The sequence below is a fragment of the Pseudomonas sp. KU43P genome, from assembly GCF_033095865.1.
Classification (GTDB): domain Bacteria; phylum Pseudomonadota; class Gammaproteobacteria; order Pseudomonadales; family Pseudomonadaceae; genus Aquipseudomonas.
In genome coordinates this window covers 4,293,518-4,317,242 of sequence record NZ_AP019365.1, presented here as the reverse complement: position 1 = coordinate 4,317,242, position 23,725 = coordinate 4,293,518, and the positions used below count along the sequence as shown (strand labels likewise).

Annotated in this window: 19 protein-coding genes, 5 tRNA genes and 2 pseudogenes; 18 read left to right on the top strand and 8 right to left on the bottom strand. The window is 63.4% G+C overall.

The window, feature by feature from the left end; translation table 11 throughout:
• The first annotated feature begins 214 nt into the window (after positions 1-214).
• A pseudogene (locus KU43P_RS19730) lies at positions 215-1,928 on the top strand (DEAD/DEAH box helicase).
• 152 nt (positions 1,929-2,080) lie between these two features.
• Here KU43P_RS19730 and KU43P_RS19725 read toward each other — a convergent pair.
• Positions 2,081-2,848: a DODA-type extradiol aromatic ring-opening family dioxygenase gene (locus tag KU43P_RS19725; protein ID WP_317659125.1), complete on the bottom strand. Its 768-nt coding sequence runs from the start codon at positions 2,846-2,848 to the stop codon at positions 2,081-2,083.
• A gap of 101 nt (positions 2,849-2,949) precedes the next feature.
• Between KU43P_RS19725 and KU43P_RS19720 the strand changes: the two genes are divergently transcribed.
• Complete coding sequence (locus KU43P_RS19720) at positions 2,950-3,597, top strand: thiopurine S-methyltransferase (RefSeq protein ID WP_317659124.1); 648 nt, start codon at positions 2,950-2,952, stop codon at positions 3,595-3,597.
• A 158-nt stretch (positions 3,598-3,755) separates the two neighbouring features.
• Here the strand turns inward: KU43P_RS19720 and htpX are convergent, their stop codons facing one another.
• Together htpX and KU43P_RS19710 are read right to left on the bottom strand one after the other, a co-directional pair.
• Positions 3,756-4,643, bottom strand: coding sequence for a protease HtpX (gene htpX / locus KU43P_RS19715; RefSeq protein ID WP_317659123.1), 888 nt, complete (start codon positions 4,641-4,643; stop codon positions 3,756-3,758).
• Between the two features lie 262 nt (positions 4,644-4,905).
• Complete coding sequence (locus tag KU43P_RS19710; protein WP_085675507.1) at positions 4,906-6,117, bottom strand: pyridoxal phosphate-dependent aminotransferase; 1,212 nt, start codon at positions 6,115-6,117, stop codon at positions 4,906-4,908.
• Between the two features lie 168 nt (positions 6,118-6,285).
• Between KU43P_RS19710 and msrB the strand changes: the two genes are divergently transcribed.
• Entirely contained in the window at positions 6,286-6,687 is a 402-nt protein-coding gene (gene msrB / locus KU43P_RS19705; protein WP_317659122.1) for a peptide-methionine (R)-S-oxide reductase MsrB, read from the top strand.
• A gap of 2 nt (positions 6,688-6,689) precedes the next feature.
• On the top strand, positions 6,690-7,178 hold the full coding sequence (locus tag KU43P_RS19700; protein WP_317659121.1) for a glutathione peroxidase: 489 nt from the start codon (positions 6,690-6,692) through the stop codon (positions 7,176-7,178).
• On the opposite strand, the gene KU43P_RS19695 is transcribed toward KU43P_RS19700, so the two are convergent.
• Complete coding sequence (locus KU43P_RS19695; RefSeq protein ID WP_317659120.1) at positions 7,168-9,525, bottom strand: response regulator; 2,358 nt, start codon at positions 9,523-9,525, stop codon at positions 7,168-7,170. The genes KU43P_RS19700 and KU43P_RS19695 overlap by 11 nt on opposite strands.
• Positions 9,526-9,714: 189 nt before the next feature.
• Here KU43P_RS19695 and KU43P_RS19690 point away from each other — a divergent pair, with 189 nt between their 5' ends.
• A complete protein-coding gene (locus KU43P_RS19690) occupies positions 9,715-10,602 on the top strand; it encodes an ATP-binding protein (protein WP_317659119.1) in 888 nt (295 codons plus the stop codon).
• Positions 10,603-11,085 (top strand): GAF domain-containing protein, encoded by a 483-nt coding sequence (locus KU43P_RS19685; RefSeq protein ID WP_317659118.1) that lies wholly within the window; start codon positions 10,603-10,605, stop codon positions 11,083-11,085.
• 108 nt (positions 11,086-11,193) lie between these two features.
• On the opposite strand, the gene KU43P_RS19680 is transcribed toward KU43P_RS19685, so the two are convergent.
• Complete coding sequence (locus KU43P_RS19680) at positions 11,194-11,961, bottom strand: hypothetical protein (RefSeq protein ID WP_317659117.1); 768 nt, start codon at positions 11,959-11,961, stop codon at positions 11,194-11,196.
• Positions 11,962-12,279: 318 nt separating this feature from the next.
• On the opposite strand from KU43P_RS19680, the gene KU43P_RS19675 reads away from it, so the two are divergent.
• The 5 genes from KU43P_RS19675 (at position 12,280) to KU43P_RS19655 (ending at position 12,842) form a co-directional block, all read left to right on the top strand.
• Positions 12,280-12,355 (top strand) — tRNA-Glu (locus KU43P_RS19675).
• 2 nt (positions 12,356-12,357) lie between these two features.
• Positions 12,358-12,433 (top strand) — tRNA-Gly (locus tag KU43P_RS19670).
• Between the two features lie 92 nt (positions 12,434-12,525).
• Positions 12,526-12,601: transfer RNA gene (locus KU43P_RS19665), tRNA-Glu, on the top strand.
• Between the two features lie 3 nt (positions 12,602-12,604).
• Positions 12,605-12,680, top strand: a tRNA-Gly gene (locus tag KU43P_RS19660).
• 86 nt (positions 12,681-12,766) lie between these two features.
• A tRNA-Gly gene (locus KU43P_RS19655) sits at positions 12,767-12,842 on the top strand.
• A 109-nt stretch (positions 12,843-12,951) separates the two neighbouring features.
• On the opposite strand, the gene KU43P_RS19650 is transcribed toward KU43P_RS19655, so the two are convergent.
• Both KU43P_RS19650 and KU43P_RS19645 read right to left on the bottom strand, forming a co-directional pair.
• On the bottom strand, positions 12,952-13,362 hold the full coding sequence (locus KU43P_RS19650) for a PA2817 family protein (RefSeq protein WP_317659116.1): 411 nt from the start codon (positions 13,360-13,362) through the stop codon (positions 12,952-12,954).
• Between the two features lie 152 nt (positions 13,363-13,514).
• On the bottom strand, positions 13,515-15,962 hold the full coding sequence (locus KU43P_RS19645; RefSeq protein WP_317659115.1) for an acyl-CoA dehydrogenase: 2,448 nt from the start codon (positions 15,960-15,962) through the stop codon (positions 13,515-13,517).
• 259 nt (positions 15,963-16,221) lie between these two features.
• On the opposite strand from KU43P_RS19645, the gene KU43P_RS19640 reads away from it, so the two are divergent.
• From KU43P_RS19640 to KU43P_RS19630, 3 genes are all read left to right on the top strand, one after another.
• The gene (locus tag KU43P_RS19640; RefSeq protein ID WP_317659114.1) at positions 16,222-16,845 is read left to right on the top strand and encodes a glutathione S-transferase; all 624 of its coding nucleotides are present in this window, start codon (positions 16,222-16,224) and stop codon (positions 16,843-16,845) included.
• Positions 16,846-16,980: 135 nt separating this feature from the next.
• Positions 16,981-17,913: an ABC transporter ATP-binding protein gene (locus tag KU43P_RS19635; RefSeq protein WP_317659113.1), complete on the top strand. Its 933-nt coding sequence runs from the start codon at positions 16,981-16,983 to the stop codon at positions 17,911-17,913.
• Positions 17,910-18,689 carry an ABC transporter permease gene (locus tag KU43P_RS19630; protein ID WP_317659112.1) on the top strand — a complete coding sequence of 260 codons (780 nt, stop codon included), beginning with the start codon at positions 17,910-17,912 and terminating at the stop codon, positions 18,687-18,689. The genes KU43P_RS19635 and KU43P_RS19630 overlap by 4 nt, the downstream gene beginning before the upstream one ends.
• Before the next feature lie 12 nt (positions 18,690-18,701).
• On the opposite strand, the pseudogene KU43P_RS19625 reads toward KU43P_RS19630, so the two are convergent.
• Positions 18,702-19,199, bottom strand: a pseudogene (locus KU43P_RS19625) (DUF2062 domain-containing protein); the annotation flags it as partial.
• A gap of 142 nt (positions 19,200-19,341) precedes the next feature.
• On the opposite strand from KU43P_RS19625, the gene KU43P_RS19620 reads away from it, so the two are divergent.
• The 4 genes from KU43P_RS19620 to lpxK all read left to right on the top strand — a co-directional run bounded on the left by KU43P_RS19620 (position 19,342) and on the right by lpxK (position 23,712).
• Positions 19,342-21,570 carry a DNA internalization-related competence protein ComEC/Rec2 gene (locus KU43P_RS19620; protein WP_317659111.1) on the top strand — a complete coding sequence of 743 codons (2,229 nt, stop codon included), beginning with the start codon at positions 19,342-19,344 and terminating at the stop codon, positions 21,568-21,570.
• Positions 21,571-21,638: 68 nt separating this feature from the next.
• A complete protein-coding gene (locus KU43P_RS19615; RefSeq protein WP_317659110.1) occupies positions 21,639-22,274 on the top strand; it encodes a MotA/TolQ/ExbB proton channel family protein in 636 nt (211 codons plus the stop codon).
• Positions 22,271-22,705, top strand: a complete 435-nt coding sequence (locus KU43P_RS19610) for an ExbD/TolR family protein (RefSeq protein ID WP_317659109.1) — start codon at positions 22,271-22,273, stop codon at positions 22,703-22,705. The genes KU43P_RS19615 and KU43P_RS19610 overlap by 4 nt, the downstream gene beginning before the upstream one ends.
• Complete coding sequence (gene lpxK, locus KU43P_RS19605) at positions 22,705-23,712, top strand: tetraacyldisaccharide 4'-kinase (protein ID WP_317659108.1); 1,008 nt, start codon at positions 22,705-22,707, stop codon at positions 23,710-23,712. Before KU43P_RS19610 ends, lpxK begins: the two co-directional genes overlap by 1 nt.
• Positions 23,713-23,725 lie beyond the last annotated feature (13 nt).

Below are 23,725 nucleotides of genomic sequence, written 5' to 3'. Positions count from 1 at the left end.
TCCTCACTGCCTTCTGTTAATTCGGGTATAGTACGCGCCGGTCTTTTAGCGGACCTCAAAATCAGGTGGTGCAAATCCTCCGAGTCCAGCTTCGGCTGCACGTCCGCTAGGCGGACCTTCCCAAGTTTTCTTTTTCAATCGTTTTCGCAAATCCCCGCCGCCAAAGCTGCCTGGGTGACCTAACGGTCTTTCAAGGCATGTGCAGCTTTGGAGCATGGGTCTTTGCGGATGCACCTAGAGGCAGACCCATGACCCAGGAAACCGGCGGCTTCGCCGCTCTCGATCTTAATCCGAATATTGTTGCTGCCGTTCTGGCGACCGGCTACGAAGAACCGTCCGCCATTCAGCAACAATCGATCCCGATCATCCTCGCCGGTCACGACATGATCGGCCAGGCGCAGACTGGCACCGGCAAGACCGCTGCCTTCGCCCTGCCGATCCTCAACAAGATCGATGTGAGCAAGCGCGAACCGCAAGCCCTGATCCTGGCGCCAACCCGTGAGTTGGCGCTGCAAGTAGCTACCGCTTTCGAAACCTACGCCAAGCAGATGCCAGGCGTGAATGTCGTGGCCGTCTATGGTGGTGCCCCGATGGGCCCACAGCTGCGTGCCATTCGCAACGGCGCGCAAATCGTCGTCGCCACCCCGGGCCGTCTGTGCGACCACCTGCGTCGTGACGAGAAAGTCCTGTCCACCGTACAGTACCTGGTACTGGACGAAGCGGACGAAATGCTGAAGCTGGGCTTCATGGACGACCTCGAAGTGATCTTCGATGCCATCCCGGCCTCGCGCCAGACCGTGCTGTTCTCCGCCACCCTGCCGTCGTCGATCCGCTCGATCGCCGAACGCCACCTGCGCGAGCCCAAGCACGTCAAGATCCAGAGCAAGACCCAGACCGTCACCGCGATCGACCAGGCCCACCTGATGGTCCACGCCGACCAGAAGATCCCGGCTGTGCTGCGTCTGCTGGAAGTCGAAGAGTTCGACGCGCTGATCGCCTTCGTGCGTACCAAGCAAGCCACCCTGGACCTGGCCGCCGCGCTGGAAGCCAAGGGCTACAAGGCTGCCGCGTTGAACGGTGACATCGCCCAGAACCAGCGTGAGCGCGTCATCGACTCGCTCAAGGATGGCCGCCTGGACATCGTAGTCGCCACCGACGTCGCCGCCCGTGGCCTGGACGTACCGCGCATCACCCACGTGTTCAACGTGGACATGCCGTACGATCCGGAGTCCTACGTGCACCGTATCGGCCGTACCGGCCGTGCCGGTCGCGAAGGCCGCGCACTGCTGCTGGTCACCCCGCGTGAACGCCGCATGCTGCAGGTGATCGAGCGCGTGACCGGGCAGAAGGTTGCCGAAGCACGTCTGCCAAACGCCCAAGCGGTGCTTGATGCGCGTATCAAGAAGCTGACCTCGAGCCTGGCTCCGCTGGTAGCCGAAGCAGAAGCCACCCATGGCGAACTGTTCGACCGCCTGACCACCGACCTGGGCTGCAGCGCCCGCGCCCTGGCTTCGGCCCTGCTGCGCAAGGCCACCAATGGCCAGGCGTTGGACCTTGCCGCGGTAGAGCGCGAGCAGCCGCTGGTACCGAGCTTCGCCCCACGTGGCGAGCGCACCGAACGCGCTGACCGTGGTGAGCGCCGCGAGGGTGGCGACCGCGAGCGTCGTGCGCCGATGCCGCTGGCCGAAGGCCGCGTGCGTTGCCGTACCGCCCTGGGTGCCCGTGACGGCATCGCTGCCAAGAACCTGCTGGGTGCGATCCTCAACGAAGGTGGCCTGGCACGTGACGCCATCGGCCGTATCCAGGTGCGCGACAGCTTCAGCCTGATCGAGCTGCCGGAAGATGGCCTGGAGCGTCTGCTGTCCAAGCTCAAGGACACCCGCGTAGCCGGTAAGCAGCTCAAGCTGCGCCGCTACCGCGAGGATTGATCCTGGCGCAATGAAAAAATCCCCGGCCTAGGTCGGGGATTTTTTTTGGCCTGTACCGGCCTCATCACTGGCAAGCCAGCTCCCACAGGTACGGCGCAGCACTTGGTTCTGCGGGCGACTTGTGGGAGCTGGCTTGCCAGCGATAGGGCCTTTCAGTCGAAGCGATAAATGTCCATGCCCAGCGCCCCCAGGGTAAATCCCTGATGCACGATGCCAAACCTGCCCCCAGCCCCAAGGGCAAAGAACAACGGCAAGAAATGCTCATCGCTGGGATGGTTGCGCAACGCATGCGGCGCCTGCTGCTTGAAGTCCAGCAGTGCCGCCTGGTCTTCCTCACCCAGTTTCTCCACCACCCAATCCCTGAATGCCAAGGCCCAAGGCTCGATCACGTCCGGCCCGGCATGCCAGTCAAGCTCGCCCAGGTTGTGGGTGATGCTCCCAGACCCTACCAGCAAGACACCCTCATCGCGCAACCCGGCCAGTGCCTGACCAACCTTGAGCTGTAGCGCCGGCCCCATGTGGCTTGGCAGCGATACCTGGACCATGGGAATGCTCGCATCGGGATACATCAACGACATCGGCACCCAGGCGCCATGGTCGAACGGCCGCTGGGCGTCCAGGCGCGCCGGCAGGCCGGCAGCGTTCAGCCGCTCGCTAACGTTCGCGGCCAGTTGCGGCTGGCCAGGCGCGGGATACTGGACGGCATACAGCGCTGCGGGGAAGCCGTAGAAGTCATGCCAGGTCTCAGGCGCCGGGTTGCCGGTCACCAGCAGCTCGCGGCTTTCCCAGTGGGCTGACACCACCACGATCGCCTTTGGACGCGGGAGGGCATTGGCCAGTGCGGTCAGCGCCGGCCCGCTGGCGCCAGGTTGCAGGGCAAGCATGGGGGAACCGTGGGAAATGAACAGGCTGGGCAGCATGGCGAGGTCCTGAGGGTTAAGATGCCCTCATCTTCGATCAGATACCGATCGATATCCAATATAAGATTTTCGCTCAATCCATCGAAAAACCAGGAGGAAACATGGAGCCGGCGTTCTGGCATCGAAAGTGGGCCGACAACCAGATCGGCTTTCACCAGGCCCAGGCCAACCCCTATCTGCAGCGCTACTGGCCGGGGCTCGGCCTGGCTGCTGGTAGCAGGGTGCTGGTGCCGCTGTGCGGCAAGAGCCTGGATCTGGCCTGGCTGGCAGGTCAGGGCTATCGCGTGCGGGGTATCGAGCTGTCGCGGCGGGCGGTGGAGGATTTCTTTCAGGAGCAGGGGCTTCAGGCGCAGGTGTCGCACCAAGGGGCATTCGAGGTCTGGCGCAGTGGTGATGTGGAGCTGTGGTGCGGCGACTTCTTTGCCCTGCGGGCCGAGGATGTGGCCGATTGCGTGGGGTTGTATGACCGTGCGGCGTTGATTGCTCTGCCGCCGCAGATGCGTTCAGGCTACATGCGTTTGCTGTCGCAGTTGCTGCCAGCGGGCAGTGGGCTTCTGGTGACCTTGGACTACCAGCAGGAACGGTTGGCCGGGCCGCCGTTTTCGGTGGTGGACGACGAGGTGCGGCGTGGATTTGCCGGTTGGCGGGTAGAGGAGGTGGAGGCGCAGGACGTGATCGGGGATAGCCCGAAGTTCTTGCAGGCAGGGGTTGAGCGCCTGGTCGAGCGGGTCTATCGCGTACAGTTCTGATGTTTGGGCTGGCCCTATCGCCGGCAAGCCGGCTCGCACAGGGAGGGCACAGATCTTCAGAACTGCGATGTACCTGTGGGAGCCGACTTGCCGGCGATAGGGCCAGCCCAGGCAAACGAAAAAGGGCGACCGAAGTCGCCCTTTCTTTGCCCGAGGAATCAACCGCGGCGGCGCAGCGCCTCGATGCGTTCTTCCAGTGGCGGGTGGCTCATCAGCAGGCCGGCCAGGCCGTGCTTGAGGCCGCCGTTGATGCCGAAGGCCTTCATGGTGTCCGGCATGTGCACCGGCAGGCCTTGTTCCACGCGCAGGCGCTGCAGGGCGCCGATCATCGCGGCAGTGCCGGCCAGCTGCGCGCCGGCTTCGTCGGCACGGTACTCGCGGCGTCGCGAGAACCACATGACGATCATGCTGGCGAGGATGCCCAGTACCAGCTCGGCGACAATGGTTGCCACGTAGTAGGCAATGCCTTGGCCTTCTTCGTTCTTGAAGATCACCTTGTCGACGAAGTTGCCGATGATGCGGGCGAAGAACATCACGAAGGTGTTCACTACGCCTTGCACCAGCGCCAGGGTGACCATGTCACCGTTGGCCACGTGGCCGATCTCGTGGGCCAGCACCGCACGCACCTCATCGGGCGAGAAGCGCTCCAGCAGGCCTTGTGAAACGGCGACAAGGGCGTCGTTGCGGTTCCAGCCGGTGGCGAAGGCATTGGCCTCGTAGGCCGGGAAGATACCCACCTCGGGCATCTTGATGCCGGCCTCGCGCGACAGCTCTTCGACCGTTTGCAACAGCCACTGCTCGTGGCGAGTGCGCGGCTGGCTGATGATCTGGGTGCCAGTGGTCATCTTCGCCATCCACTTGGAGATGAACAGCGAGACCAGGGAGCCGGCGAAGCCGAACACGGCGCAGAACACCAGCAGGCTGCTGAGGTTGAGGTCAACCCCGTTGGCGGCCATGAACCCGTTGAAGCCGAACAGGCTCAGGGTAATGCTTGCAACCAGCACCACCGCAAGGTTGGTGGCTACAAACAACAGAATGCGCATCATGGTTGTTACGTTCTCCTGACGGAAGGGTTGTTGCGTATGCGGGGTATATAAGGGGCTGATCGCACGGTTTCAATCGGGCGACTATTTCAAACTGTGTACGGCGGAGTATGGCAGAGGATGTGGCGGGGGCTGTGAGCTAGAGCGTTGCAGGATGTAAGAAACTTTCTTTGGGGGTGTAAGGGGCTGCTTTGCAGCTCAACCGCCGGCAAGCCGGCTCCCACAGGCACTGTGGAAGCCGGCTTGCCGGCGATGAGGCCAGTACTTACTGCGAATATGTGCGCAGGAAGTTGCCAATTCGGCCAATCGCCGCTTCCAGATCATCCACTCGCGGCAAGGTCACCACACGGAAGTGATCCGGCCACGGCCAGTTGAACGCAGTACCCTGGACGATCAGCAGCTTTTCAGACAGCAACAGATCCAGCGCGAACTTCTCGTCATTGAGGATCGGGCAGACTTTAGGGTCGATACGCGGGAAGGCATACAGCGCGCCCATCGGCTTCACGCAGCTCACGCCCGGAATTTCATTGAGCAGCTCGTAGGTGCGGTTGCGCTGCTCCAGCAGGCGGCCAGGCGGCAGCACCAGGTCGTTGATGCTCTGGTAGCCGCCCAAGGCGGTCTGGATGGCATGCTGGGCCGGCACGTTGGCGCACAGGCGCATGTTGGCCAGCATGTCGATGCCTTCGATATAGCTCTGGGCGTGGTGCTTGGGCCCGGAGATGATCAGCCAGCCAGAGCGGAAACCGGCCACTCGGTACGACTTGGACAGGCCGTTGAACGTCAGGCACAGCAGGTCCGGGGCCAGCGAGGCGGTGCTGATGTGCACGGCTTCGTCATAGAGGATCTTATCGTAGATCTCGTCGGAGAACACCACCAGGTTGTGCTGGCGAGCCAGCTCCAGCATGCCCAGCAGTAGCTCTTTGGAGTACACCGCACCGGTCGGGTTGTTCGGGTTGATGATCACCAGGGCCTTGGTGTTCGGGGTGATCTTGGCCTTGATGTCTTCCAGGTCAGGGAACCAGTCGGCCTGCTCGTCGCACAGGTAGTGCACCGGCTTGCCGCCGGCCAGGCTCACGGCGGCGGTCCACAGCGGGTAGTCCGGGGCCGGGATCAGCACTTCGTCGCCGTTGTTGAGCAGCGCCTGCATCGACATGACGATCAGCTCGGAAACGCCGTTGCCGAGGTAGATGTCCTCGATGGTGACGCCTTCGATTTCCTTCTGCTGGCAGTACTGCATCACCGCCTTGCGGGCGCTGAACAGCCCTTTGGAATCGCTGTAGCCCTGGGCGGTGGGCAGGTTGCGGATCACATCCTGAAGGATTTCGTCCGGCGCCTCGAAGCCAAACGGCGCCGGGTTGCCGATGTTCAGCTTGAGGATGCGATGGCCTTCCTCTTCCAGGCGTTTGGCGTGCTTGAGCACTGGGCCGCGAATGTCGTAGCAGACATTGGCGAGCTTGTTCGATTTGCTGAACTGCATGATGTGATCCCGATTGAGAATACGCGGTGCGCCGCCGTCGAAAGGTTTGAAAGGGCAGGGCGCGGGTGCCAGACTTGGAGCCTTGCACACGAAGCCAACTAATATACGTGCCACCCGCGCCCTGGAAAAGACGGCGTGAGGTGAAATTCAGCCTGCCGAGGTTCCCACATGCAAAAGATCGAAAAAACCCTGGATGAATGGCGTGAAATGCTCGACCCGGAGCAGTACCAGGTGTGCCGCCTGAAGGGTACCGAGCGGCCGTTCACCGGCAAGTACAACAGCGAGCGCCGCGCCGGTGTGTTCCACTGCATCTGCTGTGACCTGCCGCTGTTCGACTCGCAGACCAAGTTCGATTCCGGCTGCGGCTGGCCAAGCTTCTATGCACCGATCGAGGAAAGCGCGATGGTCGAGATCCGTGACACCTCCCACGGCATGATCCGCACCGAGGTCACCTGCGCCCAGTGCGATGCCCACCTGGGTCACGTATTCCCCGACGGCCCAAAGCCGACCGGCCTGCGCTACTGCATCAACTCGGTGTGCCTGGACTTCAAACCCCGCGACGGAGCCTGATCATGGCCGCATCGATGCTGGACATTCCCTGCGTGACCCTGGGCGGCGAGCACAAGGTGCTGGGCGACTTCCCGGGCAAGGCGCTGCTGGTGGTCAACACCGCCAGCCAGTGCGGCTTCACCCCGCAGTACAAAGGCCTGGAGCAGCTCTGGCAGGATTACCGCGAGCGCGGCCTGGTGGTGCTGGGCTTTCCCTGCAACCAGTTCGGCAAGCAGGAACCGGGTGAGGCACGTGAGATCGCGCAGTTCTGCGAGCGCAACTTCGGCGTGAGCTTCCCGCTGTTTCGCAAGATCGAGGTCAACGGCCCCGGCGCGCACCCGTTGTTCGTCGAGCTCAAGCAGCGTGCGCCGGGCCTGCTGGGGTCGCAGAAGATCAAGTGGAACTTCACCAAGTTCCTGGTCGACCCGGCCACTGGCAAGGTCACGCGCTACGCTCCCACCACCAAGCCCCAGGCCCTGGAAACGGATATCGAGCGCCTGCTCAGCCGCTGATCGGCACCCAATGGTCGATCAGTGCCAGTAGCTCTTCGCGGCGGAACGGCTTGGCCAGATAGTCGTTCATGCCCGCTGCGCGGCAGCGCTCGCGCTCTTCGGGCATGGCATTGGCGGTAAGCGCGACGATTGGCAGGTCGGGCCAGCGGCCGCTCTGGCGGATGCGCCGGCTGGCCTCGTAGCCGTCCATGACCGGCATGTTGCAGTCCATCAGCACCAGGTCGAAATCTTCCTGCGCCAGCAGCTCCAGGGCCTCGGCGCCCTGGGTGGCCAGCGTTACCTGGCAGCCGAGCTTGGCCAGCATGCCTTTGGCCACCAATTGGTTCACCGGGTTGTCCTCCACCAGCAGGATGCGTGCGCGACCGTCTTCGGTATTGAGCGTCGGGGCGGCCAGCGGGTGCTCCGGCGCCTGGCCCTGGAGGGTGCGGCGCAATGTCTGGTACAAGGTATTGCGCGCCAGGGGGCGTGCCAGCTGGTGCAGTGGCGCCAGTTGCGCCGACTGCTCGGCAGGCAGGAAGTTGCCGTACGCGGTCACCAGCAGGATCGGCGCCTGCAGCGCGGGGCGCAGTTGCAGCAGGTGGTCGATGTCATCGGTGATGAGCAGGTCGATGGCGTCGGCGGGCAAGCTGGCGACACTGTCGTGGCGCTGGTAGCTCAGCCCCCAGCGCGGCAGCAGGCTCTGCAGCAGTTCGCTGAGGCCACTGGCGGCGCCGCTCAGGGCTACCACTCGGCCATGCAGCGGCGCAGGAGCGATGGCTTCGGTGTGAGTAAGCAACGGCAGCTCGGCGCTGAAGCGGCTGCCAAAGCCGGGCTCGGAGTAGATATGCAGGCGCCCTTGCATGGCCTTGCACAGGTTATGGGTCAGGGTCAGCCCCAGGCCTGTACCTCCATACTGGCGGGTGATGCCCGCCCCGGCCTGGGCGAACGGCTGGAAGATCCGCGCCTGGGCTTCCTCGGGGATGCCGATGCCGGTATCGCTCACCTCCAGGCGCACGCCGGCTACGATGCGCACCAAGCGGATGTCGACGCGCCCGAAGCGGGTGAACTTGAGGGCGTTTGACAGCAGGTTGCTGACCACCTGGCGCACCCGGGTCGGGTCGCCTAGCACCGAGCTTGGGAAGTCGCTGGCGATCAGGCAGGTGAGCTCGACGCTCTGGGCGGCGTTCTGCGAGAGCAGGTTGGCGGTGTCTTCAACCATCGCGCCCATGTCGAACGGGATGCGCTCGAGCTCCAGTTGCCCGGCATCGAATTTGGACAGGTCGAGGATATCGTTGAGCAACTCCACCAGCACCTTGCCCGAGTCGTGGGCGATTGCCAGTTGCTGGCGCGGCTCGCTGGCCAGCGGGCTGTCCAGGGCCAGGGCGATCATGCCGAGCATGCCGTTGAGCGGGGTGCGGATCTCGTGGCTCATGTTGGCCAGAAACGCCGCCCGCGCCTGCGCCATGTCGAGGGCGCGCTGGCGCGCTTCTTCCAGCTCCTGGTTGGACTGGCTGAGGCGGGCGTTGCTGGCCTTGAGTTCGTCGGTGCGCGCCGAAACGATGTTTTCCAGCTCGTTGAGGTAGTCGGTCAGGCGATTTTCCGCGCTGCGCCGCTGCTGGATCTCGGTGGCCATGCTGACGAACTGCTGGTTGGCGACCTTGACCAGCACGCCGATCTCGTCCAGCTCGTGGCCGGGCGGGCATTCCACGCGGGTTTGCCGGGGCTGGCGCGGGTCGCCGCCGCTGAGGGCGCCGATCACCGTCACCAGGGGCTTGGTCAGCATCAGATAGAACAGGCCGAGGAGGATCCCGGTCAGCACCAGGCTGCGGACGAAGCCGCTGAGCAGCGTGACCTCGGCGCGGTCGAGGAAGCGGCTGCCGAAGGCGAAGGTGTCCACCTGCAGGTACAGGGTGCCGAGGTAATCCTGTGGCATGTGCGCCAGGTACAGCCGGTCCTGGAACTGGCGCTGGTCGCCGAACAGGAAGTCGCTCAGCGGGCGGTAGCTATCTTGCAAGCGCGGGCGCTCGACATCGGCCAGCACGGTCTCGTTGTTGTCGATCAGCCGGGCGCGGATGACCGCAGGCGATTGCAGCAGGCCGCGGGTCAGTTCCAGGGCCAGTTCCGAATCGATGTTGTAGGCGATGCGCGAGGCCGGGTTGTGGCTGATTTGCAGCAGCGCCTGCACTTCGCGGTTGATGGATGCGTCTTCGCTGGCATAATCGATGCCGATCTGGATGAGACTGAGCAATGTACCCAGGATGAAGCCGACCAGGACTGTCAACCGGGCTTGCTTGTATGACAGGCGATTGGTGAACTTGATATCCATGAGTCCCGAGCCGGTTTCACGTCCCTTGCGCTGCGCAAGCATAGCCGATCAGCCCCGGCTGCTGGCGGGTCTGTCTATTCATTTCAGTTGATCGCTGATGAGGGGGCCGCTACGCGGCCCATCGCCGGCAAGCCGGCTCCCACCTGGAACTCATGCAGACCCTGTGGGAGCCGGCTTGCCGGCGATGGGGCGCAAAGCGGCCCCAAAGAACTGAAATCTGAAGGAGTCCTCATGGACGCTCGCTTGAACGCTTTCCTGGAACGCGCAGAATCGGTGCTGGCGCGTCTCGAACCGCTGTTGCCAGCGCCACGCCCGACCATCGACTGGTCCAGCACCCTGGCCGCCCGCTGGCAGCGCGATGGCCGCACGGGCTACCTGATGCCGCTGGAAGTCAGCCTGGACATCCGCCTGACCGACCTGATCGGTGTTGACAAGCAACGCGACCAGCTCGGTCGCAACACCCACCAGTTCATCCACGGCCTGCCGGCCAACCACGCCTTGTTGTGGGGCTCGCGCGGCACCGGCAAATCGTCGCTGGTACGCGCCTTGCTGGCCGAGCACGCCGGCGCCGGGCTGCGCCTGATCGAGATCGAGCGCGATCACCTGGCCGACCTGCCACGGGTGGTCGAGCAACTGCAAAAATTGCCGCAGCGTTTCATTCTGTTCTGCGACGACCTGTCGTTCGAAGCCGGGGAGGGCGACTACCGGGTGCTCAAGAGCGTGCTCGACGGCTCGCTGGAGCAGGCGCCGGACAACGTGCTGCTGTACGCCACCTCCAACCGTCGCCACCTGGTGCCGGAGAAGGAAAGCGACAACGAGAACTGGAAGCGCGTCGACGGCGAACTGCACCCCAGCGAAGCGGTGGAAGACAAGATCGCCCTGTCCGACCGTTTCGGCCTGTGGCTGTCGTTCTACCCCTTCACCCAGGAACACTTCCTCGATGTGGTCGAGCACTGGATCGGCCAGCTCGCCCAGGCTGCGGGCCTTCAATGGCAGCGCAGCGAAGAACTCGACATCCTCGCCGTGCGCTGGGCCACCGGCCGCGGCAACCGTAATGGCCGTTGTGCCTATCAGTTCGCCCGCTACTGGGTCGGGCTGCAATTGTTGGAGCAGAAATAAATGATCGACCTCAATGCCAGTGGCGCCGGCCTCGACGGCTACAACCTGCTGGCGGCGCAAGTACAAGCGCTGTTCGCCGACGAGCGCGACTTCATCGCCAATGCCGCGCAGTTCTCGGCGTTTCTCTATAACCAGGTGGACGACCTGAACTGGGCAGGGTTCTACCTCAACCGCAACGAAGAGCTGGTGCTTGGCCCGTTCCAGGGGCAGGTGGCCTGTGTGCGTATTCCGTTCAGCAAGGGCGTGTGTGGTGCGGCGGCGGCTACCCGGCAGACCCAGCGGGTGGAGGACGTGCATGCCTTCCCCGGGCATATCGCCTGTGACAGTGCGTCGAACAGCGAGCTGGTGATTCCGCTGGTGAAAGAGGGCAGGTTGATTGGCGTGCTGGACCTGGACAGCCCTAAGCTGGCGCGTTTCAGTGAGGCAGACCAGGTGGGGCTGGAGCGGTTGGTGGCGATCTTTCTGGAATTGACTGACTGCTGATTGAGGCTTTGCCTGTGCCGGCCTCATCGCGGATGAATCCGCATCTACCGGGTCGGCGATGAACCTGTAGGAGCGGATTCATACGCGATGAGGCCGGTGCAGGAGAACTCAGTCGTAGATCACCCGCTTCTTCCAGGTCTCGTCCTCATCGGTCTTGAGCCCCTCGGTCAGTTCGTTCTGTTCGTTCTCGGCTGGCTCCATCTTGTCCAGCACCTGGGCATTGGCCCTTGCCAGCAGCTTCTCAAGATAAGTCAGCTGCTCTTCATATACCTTCGGCTCAGGCTGCTTGCGCAGGTACTGCACCCCCCGCTCGAACGCCAGGCGCGCCTGACCCGGCTGCTCTTGCTGCAGCGCCTGCTGGCCGAGGTTGTTGAAGAACTCGATGTGCAGCAGCACCAGCAGATGGCGAATCTCCTTGACCCAATGCTTGCCCTCGGCATTCTGCAGCACATTCTCCTGGGTCGCCTTGACGATCTGGGTGTGCAGGGCTTCGAGCAGGAAGCGCACATCCTTGGCCTTGACCTCGGTCTGGATCGGACTAGGTGGATTGTTCACCGGAATCCGCTCGCCCTGGCCGATCAAATCTTCCAGTTCGGCAATGCGTGCCTTGAGTTGGGCATTGTGCTTGTCCAGCGCCAGTTGCCGCTGGTTGAGGCTCAGTTCCAGGCGCGCCAGCAGCAGCTTGAGGGCCGGAGTCATGAACTGGCCGGGGAAGGTTTCGGTGATTTCGCCACAGCGGCGCACGCGGTCGGCGAGTTCGATCTTCAGCCGCGCGCGTTCCAGTTTGCTGTTCTCGACCACGTTGTTGAGGTAGCCGATCACGATCAGCAACGCGATACCCGCAACGATGAGCAGTGTGATCAGAAGTGGTGTCACCGTTAACGCCTCATCAGGAAGTTTTACATTGAGAGTGTAGCGAACACGCCAGGCAGGTCGCCACGTGACACTGTGTCGGCTCGTCGCCGGATTTCTTCAGTGATGGCACTTTGCGTCCAGGCCGTCAGAAAATCAACGCCAATCCTTGGGCGCCTCTCGCCATCACCCTCTATAAAGAGCGAAGTCATTGATTTAAATAAATTTATAGAAAAGGGTTGACGACCTTTCACGGCATCCATAGAATGCGCGCCACTTGCAGCGTAAAGCACACAGCGAAACGCGGCAGGGAGTGAAAGCAAGCAGCAATGCTTGTAGCGTGTCCCCTTCGTCTAGTGGCCTAGGACACCGCCCTTTCACGGCGGTAACAGGGGTTCGAGTCCCCTAGGGGACGCCAATGCGGGAATAGCTCAGTTGGTAGAGCACGACCTTGCCAAGGTCGGGGTCGCGAGTTCGAGTCTCGTTTCCCGCTCCAGTTTCTCCGGCAACGCCTCACGGCGGGGCAGGAAAAGAAAATCCAGGTTGAATCGTGAGGTTCAATAGCTGGTGCACTGAAAAGTGTTGTGTGTCCCCTTCGTCTAGTGGCCTAGGACACCGCCCTTTCACGGCGGTAACAGGGGTTCGAGTCCCCTAGGGGACGCCATTTGCGGGAATAGCTCAGTTGGTAGAGCACGACCTTGCCAAGGTCGGGGTCGCGAGTTCGAGTCTCGTTTCCCGCTCCAGTTTAAATACTGTGGCGTTCGCACGGTGCAGTGGTGGTGAAGGTCTTCATGGCGCTTCACGCCGATTAGCGGTAAAGCTTCAAATTGCGGGAATAGCTCAGTTGGTAGAGCACGACCTTGCCAAGGTCGGGGTCGCGAGTTCGAGTCTCGTTTCCCGCTCCAAATCAGAAAACGCCATCTCTTACGAGGTGGCGTTTTTTTTTGCCCTGCACAATGAGCCCTAGGCAGAAGCTGCGCCTGTTTCAGCGCAACTTCATGCCTTCGGCACTGATCAGTGCGTGCCACCCTGGGGCGGCGTGCTCATCAGTTGCTTTTCCAGGTGCCAATCGAACGGTTCGTCATTCTGCTCGGCTTCATAGCGACGTTCTTCCAGCTGCTGGTACATATCAAGCTCCTCGTCGGGCATGAAGTGCAGGCAGTCGCCGGCAAAGAACCACAGCAGGTCGCGGGGCACCAGGTGGGCGATCTGCGGATAGCGCTGGATCACCTGGCAGATCAGGTCCTGGCCCAGGTACTGGCTTTCCAGTGGATCTTGCGGCAGCAGGGTCAGCAACTCGTCGAAGCGTTCTAGGAACAGGGCGTGGCTTTCCTCCGGTACCTGGTCGGCTTCACCTAGAGCGACCAGAATGGTACGCAGGTGATTGAGCAGTTGCAGGTGGTATTCCAGGTGGGGGTTGGCCATGGTGGCGGACCTCGGGTGGTTGAAACGGGGGGCGGAGTATACGCCGGTTGGGACGGGTATGGGGATGTGCAGAGGGTACCGGCCTCTGAATGCACTGCGCTCCTGTGGGAGCCGGCTTGCCGGCGATAGGGCCGCAAAGCGGCCCCTCTGTTTCAGCGAACCTTGCCCTGTTCAGGCAATAACTCTTCCTTGTCGAACGCATCCACATCGATCACCAGGCGGCGGGCCTTCTCTGCTTCATGCAGCCGCTGGCCTTCACCCGGCTGCAGCACACCGTTTTCGATTGCCGCATCGATCGCCGATTGCCCAGGTGCCGGTTTCAGCTTGCCGTCCTTGGTCGCCTGATGCAGCGCCTTGTGCAACGGTACCGCTTCATCCAGCAGATCGCTCGCCCGCTGCAGGGCCGCCACCGGGTCGCCTTCAGCCTGCGGCCTGAAGCAACCGGCAAGCAATTCCTCCAGTGCCGGATCACCCTTGCTGCGGCCGATCAGCGCTGCTACTTCGGCGTCCAGCTCATCGCTCGGGCCGGTGTGGCACCGCCCAAACGGGAATACCAGTACCCGCAGTGCGCAGCCGACAAAACGGTTGGGGAAGTTGTCCAGCAGGCGGTCCAGTGCACGTTCTGCCTGGCCCAGGCTCTCTTCCATGGCCCAGCGCAGCAGTGGCTGCATATGTTCCGGCGAGCCCAGGTCGTGGTAGCGCTTGAGTGCGGCCGATGACAAGTACAGGTGGCTGAGCACATCACCCAGTCTTGCACTCAGCCGTTCCCGGCGTTTGAGGGCGCCGCCCAGCAACATCATCGACAGGTCCGCCAGCAGGGCGAAAGCGGCGGCCTGGCGGTTCAGGGCACGGAAGTAACCTTGGCTCAACGCATCACCCGGCACGCGTTCCAAGCGCCCCAGGCCCAGCCCGAAGATCAGTGTGCTGGCAGCGTTGCCGGCGGCGAACATGATGTGTTTCATCAGCAGGTCGTCGAACTCCTTCAGCGCCTGGTCGCGGTCCTCTCGCCCGGCCAAGGCCATTTCCTTGAGCACGAACGGGTGGCAGCGGATGGCGCCCTGGCCGAAGATCATCAGGTTGCGCGAGAGGATGTTGGCCCCCTCGACCGTGATGAAGATCGGCGCACCCTGCCAGTTACGCCCAAGGTAGTTGTTCGGGCCCATGATGATGCCCTTGCCGCCGTGCACGTCCATGGCGTGCTGGATGCATTCGCGGCCGCGTTCGGTCAGGTGATACTTGAGAATCGCCGACAGCACCGACGGCTTTTCGCCCAGGTCCACCGCCTTGGCGGTCAGCAAGCGGGCACTGTCCATCAGCCAGGCGTTGCCGCCGATGCGCGCCATCGACTCCTGGATGCCTTCGAAGGCCGCCAGTGGCACGTTGAACTGTTCGCGGATGTTGGCGTACTGGCCGGTGACCAGGCTGGTATATTTGGCGGCGCCGGTACCTACTGCAGGCAACGAGATCGAGCGGCCCACCGACAGGCAATTCATCAGCATCATCCAGCCCTTGCCGAGCATCGCCTTGCCGCCGATGAGGAAGTCCAGCGGCACGAAAACGTCCTTGCCGCTGTTGGGGCCATTCATGAAAGCGGCACCCAGGGGCAGGTGGCGCTTGCCGATTTCCACGCCGGGTGTGTCGGTGGGAATCAGCGCAAGGCTGATGCCCAGTTCTTCTTCCTCACCAAGCAGGTGTTCCGGGTCGTAGGCTTTGAAAGCCAGGCCGAGCAGCGTGGCTACCGGGCCGAGGGTGATGTAGCGCTTTTCCCAGTTCAGGCGCAAGCCGATGACTTCTTCACCTTGCCACTGGCCTTTGCAGATGACGCCGGTGTCGGGCATGGCGCCTGCGTCGGAACCGGCCAACGGGCCGGTGAGGGCGAAGCAGGGGATTTCATCGCCGCGGGCCAGGCGGGGCAGATAGTGGTTGCGCTGCTCGTCGGTGCCGTAGTGCAGCAGCAGCTCGGCTGGGCCCAGGGAGTTGGGGACCATCACCGTGGAGGCCAGGTCGCCACTGCGGGTGGCCAATTTCATCGCTACCTGGGAGTGGGCGTAGGCGGAGAAGCCCTTGCCGCCGTACTCCTTGGGGATGATCAGGGCGAAGAAGCCGTGCTCTTTGATGAAGGCCCAGGCTTCTGCGGGCAAGTCCAGGTCCTGGCCGATCTGCCAGTCGCTGACCATCGCGCACAGTTGTTCTGTTGGCCCATCGATGAATGCCTGCTCTTCATCGCTCAGCTTCGGTGCTGGGTAATCAAGCAGGGTGCGCCAGTCGGGGCGGCCGCTGAACAGCTCGCCGTCCCACCAGACGGTGCCGGCGTCGATCGCTTCGCGTTCGGTCTGCGACATCGGCGGCAGGGTGCGCTGAAACCATTTGAACACCGGGCCGGTGAACACCTTGCGCCGCCATTCCGGCAGCGCCACCAGGGCGACTTTCACCGCCAGGATGGCCCAGATCAGGGTCAGCAGCCAGCCGGGGGCGGTGCTGAAGATACCCATGAGCAGCACGTAGGCCGCCATGATGCCGAGAATCTGCAAGGGCGCCAGGCGCCGGTGCGTGAGGTATGCCGCGCCGATCACCAGCACTACCAACCACAACAGCAACATAATCGGTCCTCCTTGGAACCAGGGGTTTGGGCCGTCCCACAGAGCTTAGACGCAACGCAATGAGCGGCACTGTCAGAACAGTGACAGGGTGTGGCGGTGGGAGTTTCAGTTCATCAGCGCCTGTACTGGCCCAATCGCCGGCAAGCTGGCTCGCACAGTGGGGTTCTTGTGGGAGCCAGCTTGCCGGCGATTGGGCCAGTACAGGCGACAGAGCTCTGGAGTAGACTGTCCGCTCACCGCATTTCATAAGGACGTTGCCATGCTGAAGATCTGGGGCCGCAAGAATTCGAGCAATGTGCGCAAGGCACTATGGATCGCCCACGAGCTGGGCCTGGATTTCGAATCCATCGACGCCGGCGGCGCCTTTGGCGTGGTCAACGAGCCGCAATATCGCGCCCGCAACCCCAACGGCCTGGTGCCCATGCTCGAAGATGGCGACCTGGTGCTGTGGGAGTCCAATGCCATCGTCCGCTACCTCTGTGCCGAATACGGTGCCGAGCAGGGCTGGTACCTGGACGACCCGCGCCAGCGCGCACTGGCCGACAAGTGGATGGACTGGACCACCTCATCGTTCGCCATCCCGTTCCGCCCGCTGTTCTGGGGCCTGCTGCGCACGCCCGAGGATCAGCGCGACTGGGTGGCAATCAACGCTGCGCACAAGCAGTGCGCCCAATTGCTGTCGATTGCCGACGAAACCCTGGCGCATCAGCCTTACCTTTCCGGTGACCAGATCGGCATGGGCGACATCCCACTTGGGAGCTTCGCCTACGCCTGGTTCGAAATGCCCATCGAACGCCCGGCCATGCACCACCTCGAAGCCTGGTACGAACGCCTGAAACGGCGTCCGGCCTACCAGGCAGCGGTGATGACCGCGCTGACCTGACCCTGCTTCGATAGTCATTATCAATAGATGTGACTGTACTTGTGCGGCCTGGCCTTGCACCATGGCCGCACTCACTGCGCCAGTGACTTCGCCTGGCGTGTCCTGAACCATTCTTTACTCGGTACGTGACCCGCTATGAGTTCCGCCCTGTCCATCCGACAGCTGACCAAGACCTACGGCAACGGCTTCCAGGCCCTCAAGGGCATCGACCTGGAGGTTGCCGAAGGTGACTTCTTCGCCTTGCTCGGCCCCAATGGCGCCGGCAAGTCCACCACCATCGGCATCCTCTCGACCCTGGTCAACAAGACCAGCGGCACGGTGAACGTGTTCGGCCATGACCTGGACCGTGAACCGGCGGCGCTCAAGCGCTGCCTGGGCGTGGTCCCGCAGGAGTTCAACTTCAACCAGTTCGAGAAGACCTTCGACATCGTCGTGACCCAGGCCGGTTACTATGGCATCCCGCCCAAGCTGGCCAAGGAGCGTGCCGAGCAGTATCTGACCCAGTTGGGCCTGTGGGACAAGCGTGACGTGCAGTCGCGTTCGCTGTCCGGCGGCATGAAGCGCCGGCTGATGATCGCCCGGGCACTGATCCACGAGCCGCGCCTGCTGATTCTCGACGAACCTACCGCCGGGGTGGACATCGAGCTGCGCCGTTCGATGTGGAGCTTCCTCACCGAGCTCAACCAGAAAGGCATCACCATCATCCTGACCACCCACTACCTGGAAGAAGCCGAGCAGCTGTGCCGCAACATCGGCATCATCGACCACGGCACCATCGTCGAGAACACCAGCATGCGCAAGCTACTGGGCAAGCTGCACGTGGAGACCTTCGTGCTTGACCTCAAGCAGGACCTGGCCCAGGCACCGACCCTGCAAGGCTACCCCTGCCGGCTGCTGACACCGCACACCCTGGAAGTGCAGGTGGAAAAAGACATCGGCATCACCGCGCTGTTCGGCCAGCTGGCGCTGCAGAACATCGAGGTGCAGAGCCTGCGCAACAAGACCAACCGACTCGAGGAGCTGTTCGTGTCCCTGGTGGAAAAAAACCTGTCGAAGGTGGCCATATGAGTGTGGAACTGCGCACCAACTGGGTCGCCCTGAACACCATCGTCTACCGCGAAGTACGACGTTTCCTGCGCATCTGGCCGCAGACCCTGCTGCCGCCGGCGATCACCATGGTCCTGTACTTCGTCATCTTCGGTAACCTGATCGGTCGTCAGATCGGCGACATGGGTGGTTTCACCTACATGCAGTACATCGTGCCGGGGCTGATCATGATGTCGGTGATCACCAACTCCTACGGCAACGTGGTGTCGAGCTTCTTCGGCAGCAAGTTCCAGCGCTCGATCGAAGAGCTGATGGTGTCGCCGGTGTCGCCGCATACCATTCTTGTCGGCTATGTGCTGGGCGGTGTGCTCCGAGGTTTGGCGGTAGGGGTGATCGTGACCATCCTGTCGATGTTCTTCACCGACCTGCAGGTGCATCACTTGGGCGTGACGGTGATCGTGGTGCTGTTGACCGCCACCATCTTCTCGCTGCTGGGCTTCGTCAATGCGGTGTTCGCGCGCAATTTCGACGATATCTCGATCATCCCGACCTTCGTGCTGACACCCCTGACCTACCTGGGTGGGGTGTTCTACTCGATCAACCTGCTGCCACCGTTCTGGCAGACCGTGTCGTTGGCCAACCCGGTACTGCACATGGTCAACTCGTTCCGCTACGGCATCCTAGGGGTGTCGGACATCAGCATTGGGACGGCGATCACCTTCATGCTGGTGGCCACTGCGCTGCTCTATCTGCTGTGCATTCGCCTGCTGGTCAGCGGCCGCGGCATGCGCGCCTGAAGCCTTTTGCTTGCGCCGGCGCCACTGCCGGCCAACCCACCAGCGCCAGTACAGCATGGTGGTGAAGTAGGCAGCGATGCCCAGCACCACCCCGCACACCACCGAACCCAGCAGGAACGGCTGCCACAGCGTGGCCAGCTGGTTGGTGATCCATTCGAAGGTCAGTTCGTCGGGCAAGGTGCGTGGTGGCACCTGCATCAGCCAGGCGCCGGTCATGTAGGTGACGAAGAACACCGGAGGCATGGTCAACGGGTTGGTTAGCCACACCAGGCTGACTGCGATCGGCAGGTTGCCACGGACCGGAATGGCCAGCGCCGCCGCCAGCAGCATCTGCATCGGAATCGGGATCAACGCCGCGAACAGGCCTACGCCCATGGCCCGCGCCACCGAATGGCGGTTCAGGTGCCAGAGGTTCGGGTCGTGCAGCAACTTGCCGAAAAAGCGCAGGGACTTGTGTTCCCTGATGCTGGTTGGATCCGGCATGTACCGTTTGAAAAGTCGGCGCGGCATGTAGGCTCCTGGCGCGTTGATCGAGGCAGTATGCCTTGATTCCAAGGCAGGCTCGTTCAGAGTTTGTGACAATTGTTGAGCGAGCCTGACCGGCATTTCAGCTATGCCTCAGTAAGCGATTGTGCTTCTGGAGCTCTACCTCATGCGCACAGGGATGCTTGCGCTGGCACTCGGGCTGTTGTGCCTGGGCCTTATACCCGCATTGCCGTCGGTCGGATGGCTATGGCTGCTGCTCTGCGGCGGGCTGCTTTGCCTGTGCTCGCGGGGGTGGCCGGTGGGCTGTTTCCTGCTGGGTTTGTGTTGGGCCTGCTGGTCGGCGCAGGAGGCGCTGAACCAGCGTCTGGCGCCGCAGCTCGATGGCCGTACGCTGTGGCTGGAGGGCGAGGTGGTAGGGCTGCCAGGCCAGACCGGACAGGGCGTGCGCTTTGAGTTGGCGCAACCCCAGTCGCGCCGCGCCGAGCTGCCTTCGCGTCTGCAGCTGAGTTGGTTCGATGGCCCGCCAGTACGATCGGGCGAGCGTTGGCGCCTTGCGGTGACGCTGCAGCGGCCAGCTGGGTTGCTGAACCCCCACGGGCCTGACCGTGAGGCGCAACTGCTGGCGCGGCGAATTGGCGCAACTGGCACGGTCAAGGCCGGCCAGTTGCTTGAAACGCAGGCGCCGGGTTGGCGCGACGCACTGCGCCAGCGTCTGTTGGCCGTCGAGGCCAATGGCCGGGAAGCGGCGTTGGTGGCGTTGGTGCTCGGCGATGGTTCGGGGTTGGCCCGCAGCGACTGGCAAGTCCTCCAGGCCACGGGCACCGTGCATTTGCTGGTGATCTCCGGGCAGCATATCGGCCTCGTGGCCGCGCTACTTTACGGGCTCGTGGCGGTGCTGGCGCGCTGGGGCCTATGGCCGCGGCGCTTGCCTTGGCTGCCATGGGCGTGTGGCCTGGCCCTGGCGGCGGCGCTGGCCTACGGTTGGTTGGCCGGCGCCGGGGTGCCGGTGCAACGCGCCTGCCTGATGTTGGCGGTGGTGCTGCTGTGGCGCTTGCGCTTTCGCCACCTGGGAGCGTTCTTCCCCTTGCTGGCAGCGCTTGACCTGGTGCTGATCATCGAGCCGCTGGCCGCCTTGCTGCCGGGTTTCTGGTTGTCGTTCGCTGCAGTGGCCATCCTTGTCTACTGCTTCAGTGCCCGCCTGGGCGGCTGGCGCCCATGGCAGGCATGGACCCGCGCCCAGTGGGTGATCGCGGTGGGTTTGCTGCCAGCATTGTTGGCCACCGGGCTGCCGGTCAGCCTGAGCGCACCGCTGGCCAACCTGGTGGCGGTGCCCTGGATCAGTCTGGCGGTCTTGCCGTTGGCGCTGCTCGGTACCTTGCTACTGCCGTTGGCAGGCGTTGGCGAGGCGTTGCTGTGGCTGGCGGGAGGGCTGCTGGATGGCCTGCTGCGGGCGTTGGCGGTCTTGGCGGGCTGGCGCCCGGCTTGGCTGCCGCCGGCCCTGCCGCTCTGGGCCTGGTTCCTGGTCTGCCTGGGGGCGCTGCTGGTGCTGCTGCCGCGTGGTTTGCCATTGCGCGGCCTGGGTGGCGTCATGTTGTTGGCCCTGTGGGTGCCGAAAGACACCCTGCCGCACGGGCAGGTGGAGGTCTGGCACCTGGACGTCGGCCAGGGCTTGGCGGTGTTGCTGCGCACGCGTCATCACGCCTTGCTGTACGACGCGGGCCCGGCGCGGGGCGACGTCGACATTGGCGAGCGTGTGGTGCTGCCGACGTTGTACAAGCTGGGTGTGAAGCAACTGGACCTGATGCTGATCAGTCATGCCCACGCCGACCATGCGGGTGGTGCGCTGGCGGTCGCTCGTGGCCTGCCGGTGGCGCGGGTGCTCAGTGGTGAGGCGCCGGCGCTTGCCGAGCCGTTGTCGGCGCAACCGTGCGTCAGCCAGGACAGTTGGGAATGGGATGGCGTGCGTTTTTCGCTGTGGCACTGGGACGAAGGGCAGGGCAGCAATGATCGCTCTTGTGTGCTGTTGGTCGAAGCGCAGGGCGAGCGCCTGCTGCTGGCCGGTGACATGGAGGCCGGCGCCGAGAGCGCGTGGCTGGCCGACCATCCGGTGCAATCCATCGATTGGCTGCAGGCGCCGCATCATGGCAGCCGCAGTTCGTCCACCGAAGCATTCATCCGTGCCACCGCGCCGCGTGGGGTAATGATTTCGCGCGGCCGCAACAATGGCTTCGGCCACCCCCATGCGCAGGTGGTGGCGCGCTATCGACAGCATGGGTTGGCGATTCATGACACGGCGCGGGAAGGCGCGTTGCGCTTGCTGCTGGGCAGCCAGGGCGAGGTTGAAGGGGTGCGAGCACAGCGCCGTTTCTGGCGCGACGTGACGCCAATTCCCTGACCTTCGGCAGATGAGCCCTCGGCGTGCGTATGGTAGAGTGGCGGCCTTTTTCCGAAGGGGCGTTTACTGTGTGGGAATTGGTCAAGTCCGGCGGTTGGATGATGCTGCCGATCATTCTGAGCTCCATCGCCGCCATGGCTATCGTCGTCGAGCGCCTGTGGACCCTGCGCGCCAGCCGTGTCACGCCGCCGCACCTGCTGGGCCAGGTATGGATGTGGATCAAGGACAAGCAGCTCACCAGTGACAAGCTCAAGGCCCTGCGCGCCGACTCGCCCCTGGGCGAGATCCTCGCTGCCGGCCTGGCCAACTCGCGCCATGGCCGCGAGATCATGAAAGAGTGCATCGAAGAGGCCGCCTCGCGCGTCATTCACGAACTCGAGCGTTACATCAGCACCCTCGGTACCATCGCCGCCATGGCCCCGCTGCTCGGCCTGCTGGGCACCGTACTGGGCATGATCGACATCTTCAGCGCCTTCATGGGTTCGCAGGTGACCGCCAATGCCGCCGTGCTGGCGGGCGGTATCTCCAAAGCCCTGGTCACCACCGCGGCCGGCCTGATGGTCGGTATCCCTGCCGTGTTCTTCCACCGTTTCCTGCTGCGGCGCATCGATGAGCTGGTGGTGGGCATGGAGCAGGAAGCGATCAAGCTGGTGGAAGTCATCCAGGGCGACCGCGAAGTCGAAGTGGCCGGAGGCAAGGCGTGAAGTTCCGGCGCAATCGCCAGCGGGAGAACGTCGACATCAACTTGGCGTCGCTGATCGACGTGGTGTTCGTCCTGTTGCTGTTCTTCGTGGTGACCACCACCTTCACACGCGAGACCCAGTTGCGCGTCGAGCTGCCCGAGGCCGCCAGTGCCGAGCAGCCACCCGCAGACCAGGACAAACTGGTGGAAGTGACCATCAGCGCCGAAGGGGTGTATTCGGTGAACAACCACCTGCTGCCCAAGAGCGACCTGGCCACCCTGACCGAGGCCATCGAGCGCGAGTCGGGTGGCGACAACACGTTGCCCCTGGCAATCAGCGCTGACGGCAAGACGCCGCACCAGGCCGTGATCACCGCAATGGATGCTGCCGGCAAGCTCGGTTTCAGCCACCTGCGCATGACCACTGTCGAGGCGGCGCAGGGGACGCCTTGATGGCGTTCGCCGACCGTCTGCTGGCGGCCTGGTATGCCGGGCATCCCGCGCTTGTCCTGCTTCGTCCGCTGGAGGCCCTGTATCGCCGCGTGGTCACGCGTAAGCGTGCGCGGTTTCTCAGTGGTGAAAGTGCCAGCTATCGCGCCCCGGTACCGGTCATCGTGGTGGGCAATATCACCATTGGCGGTACCGGCAAGACGCCGATGATCCTCTGGCTGATCGAGCATTGCCGTCGTCAGGGCCTCAAGGTGGGCGTGGTCAGCCGGGGTTATGGCGCCAAGCCGCCGCAACTGCCGTGGCGCGTCGAGGCGCAGCAGTCTGCCGAACAGGCCGGCGATGAGCCATTACTGATTGTCCAGCGCACCGGCGTGCCGCTGATGATCGACCCGGACCGCTCCCGCGCCGTGCAGGCGCTGCTGGCCAGCGAGCCGCTGGACCTCATCCTGTGTGACGACGGCATGCAGCATTATCGCCTGGCGCGAGACCTGGAGCTGGTGCTGATCGATGCGGCCCGCGGCTTGGGCAATGGCCGCTGCCTGCCAGCCGGGCCTTTGCGCGAGCCAGCCGAACGCCTGCAGGAGGCCGATGCGGTACTGTTCAACGGCGCCAGCGAAGATCGCCGCGATGGCTTCGCGTTCCGCCTGCAGCCCAGCGCCCTGGTCAACCTGCGCAGCGGCGAGCGACGCGAACTCGATTTCTTTCCCGCAGGCCAGCGCCTGCATGCGGTCGCCGGTATCGGCAACCCGCAACGTTTCTTCAACACCCTGCTGGAGCTAAACTGGCAGCCTGTGCCGCACCCCTTCGCCGACCACGCCGAATTCAGCGCCGAGCGCCTGGCGTTCAGCCCGCCATTGCCGTTGGTGATGACCGAGAAGGATGCGGTGAAATGCCGGGCCTTCGCCGCTGATGACTGGTGGTACCTGGCTGTCGAAGCCCAGCCCACGCCGGCCTTCGCCGCCTGGTTCGACAGCCAGCTGCAACGTTTGCTGGCCCAGCGCACGCCCTGAGCCTGTTTTCAAT

Bases quoted from the DNA above. Each gene is read 5' to 3' on its own strand.
- KU43P_RS19690 (WP_317659119.1), top strand. From the start codon at position 9,715: ATGGACGCTCGCTTGAACGCTTTCCTGGAACGCGCAGAATCGGTGCTG.
- KU43P_RS19620 (WP_317659111.1), top strand. From the start codon at position 19,342: ATGCGCACAGGGATGCTTGCGCTGGCACTCGGGCTGTTGTGCCTGGGC.
- KU43P_RS19710 (WP_085675507.1), bottom strand. From the start codon at position 6,117: ATGCAGTTCAGCAAATCGAACAAGCTCGCCAATGTCTGCTACGACATT.
- lpxK (WP_317659108.1), top strand. From the start codon at position 22,705: ATGGCGTTCGCCGACCGTCTGCTGGCGGCCTGGTATGCCGGGCATCCC.
- KU43P_RS19635 (WP_317659113.1), top strand. From the start codon at position 16,981: ATGAGTTCCGCCCTGTCCATCCGACAGCTGACCAAGACCTACGGCAAC.
- KU43P_RS19645 (WP_317659115.1), bottom strand. From the start codon at position 15,962: ATGTTGCTGTTGTGGTTGGTAGTGCTGGTGATCGGCGCGGCATACCTC.
- KU43P_RS19695 (WP_317659120.1), bottom strand. From the start codon at position 9,525: ATGCTTGCGCAGCGCAAGGGACGTGAAACCGGCTCGGGACTCATGGAT.
- KU43P_RS19630 (WP_317659112.1), top strand. From the start codon at position 17,910: ATGAGTGTGGAACTGCGCACCAACTGGGTCGCCCTGAACACCATCGTC.
- htpX (WP_317659123.1), bottom strand. From the start codon at position 4,643: ATGATGCGCATTCTGTTGTTTGTAGCCACCAACCTTGCGGTGGTGCTG.
- KU43P_RS19640 (WP_317659114.1), top strand. From the start codon at position 16,222: ATGCTGAAGATCTGGGGCCGCAAGAATTCGAGCAATGTGCGCAAGGCA.
- KU43P_RS19720 (WP_317659124.1), top strand. From the start codon at position 2,950: ATGGAGCCGGCGTTCTGGCATCGAAAGTGGGCCGACAACCAGATCGGC.
- KU43P_RS19700 (WP_317659121.1), top strand. From the start codon at position 6,690: ATGGCCGCATCGATGCTGGACATTCCCTGCGTGACCCTGGGCGGCGAG.
- msrB (WP_317659122.1), top strand. From the start codon at position 6,286: ATGCAAAAGATCGAAAAAACCCTGGATGAATGGCGTGAAATGCTCGAC.
- KU43P_RS19650 (WP_317659116.1), bottom strand. From the start codon at position 13,362: ATGGCCAACCCCCACCTGGAATACCACCTGCAACTGCTCAATCACCTG.
- KU43P_RS19725 (WP_317659125.1), bottom strand. From the start codon at position 2,848: ATGCTGCCCAGCCTGTTCATTTCCCACGGTTCCCCCATGCTTGCCCTG.
- KU43P_RS19685 (WP_317659118.1), top strand. From the start codon at position 10,603: ATGATCGACCTCAATGCCAGTGGCGCCGGCCTCGACGGCTACAACCTG.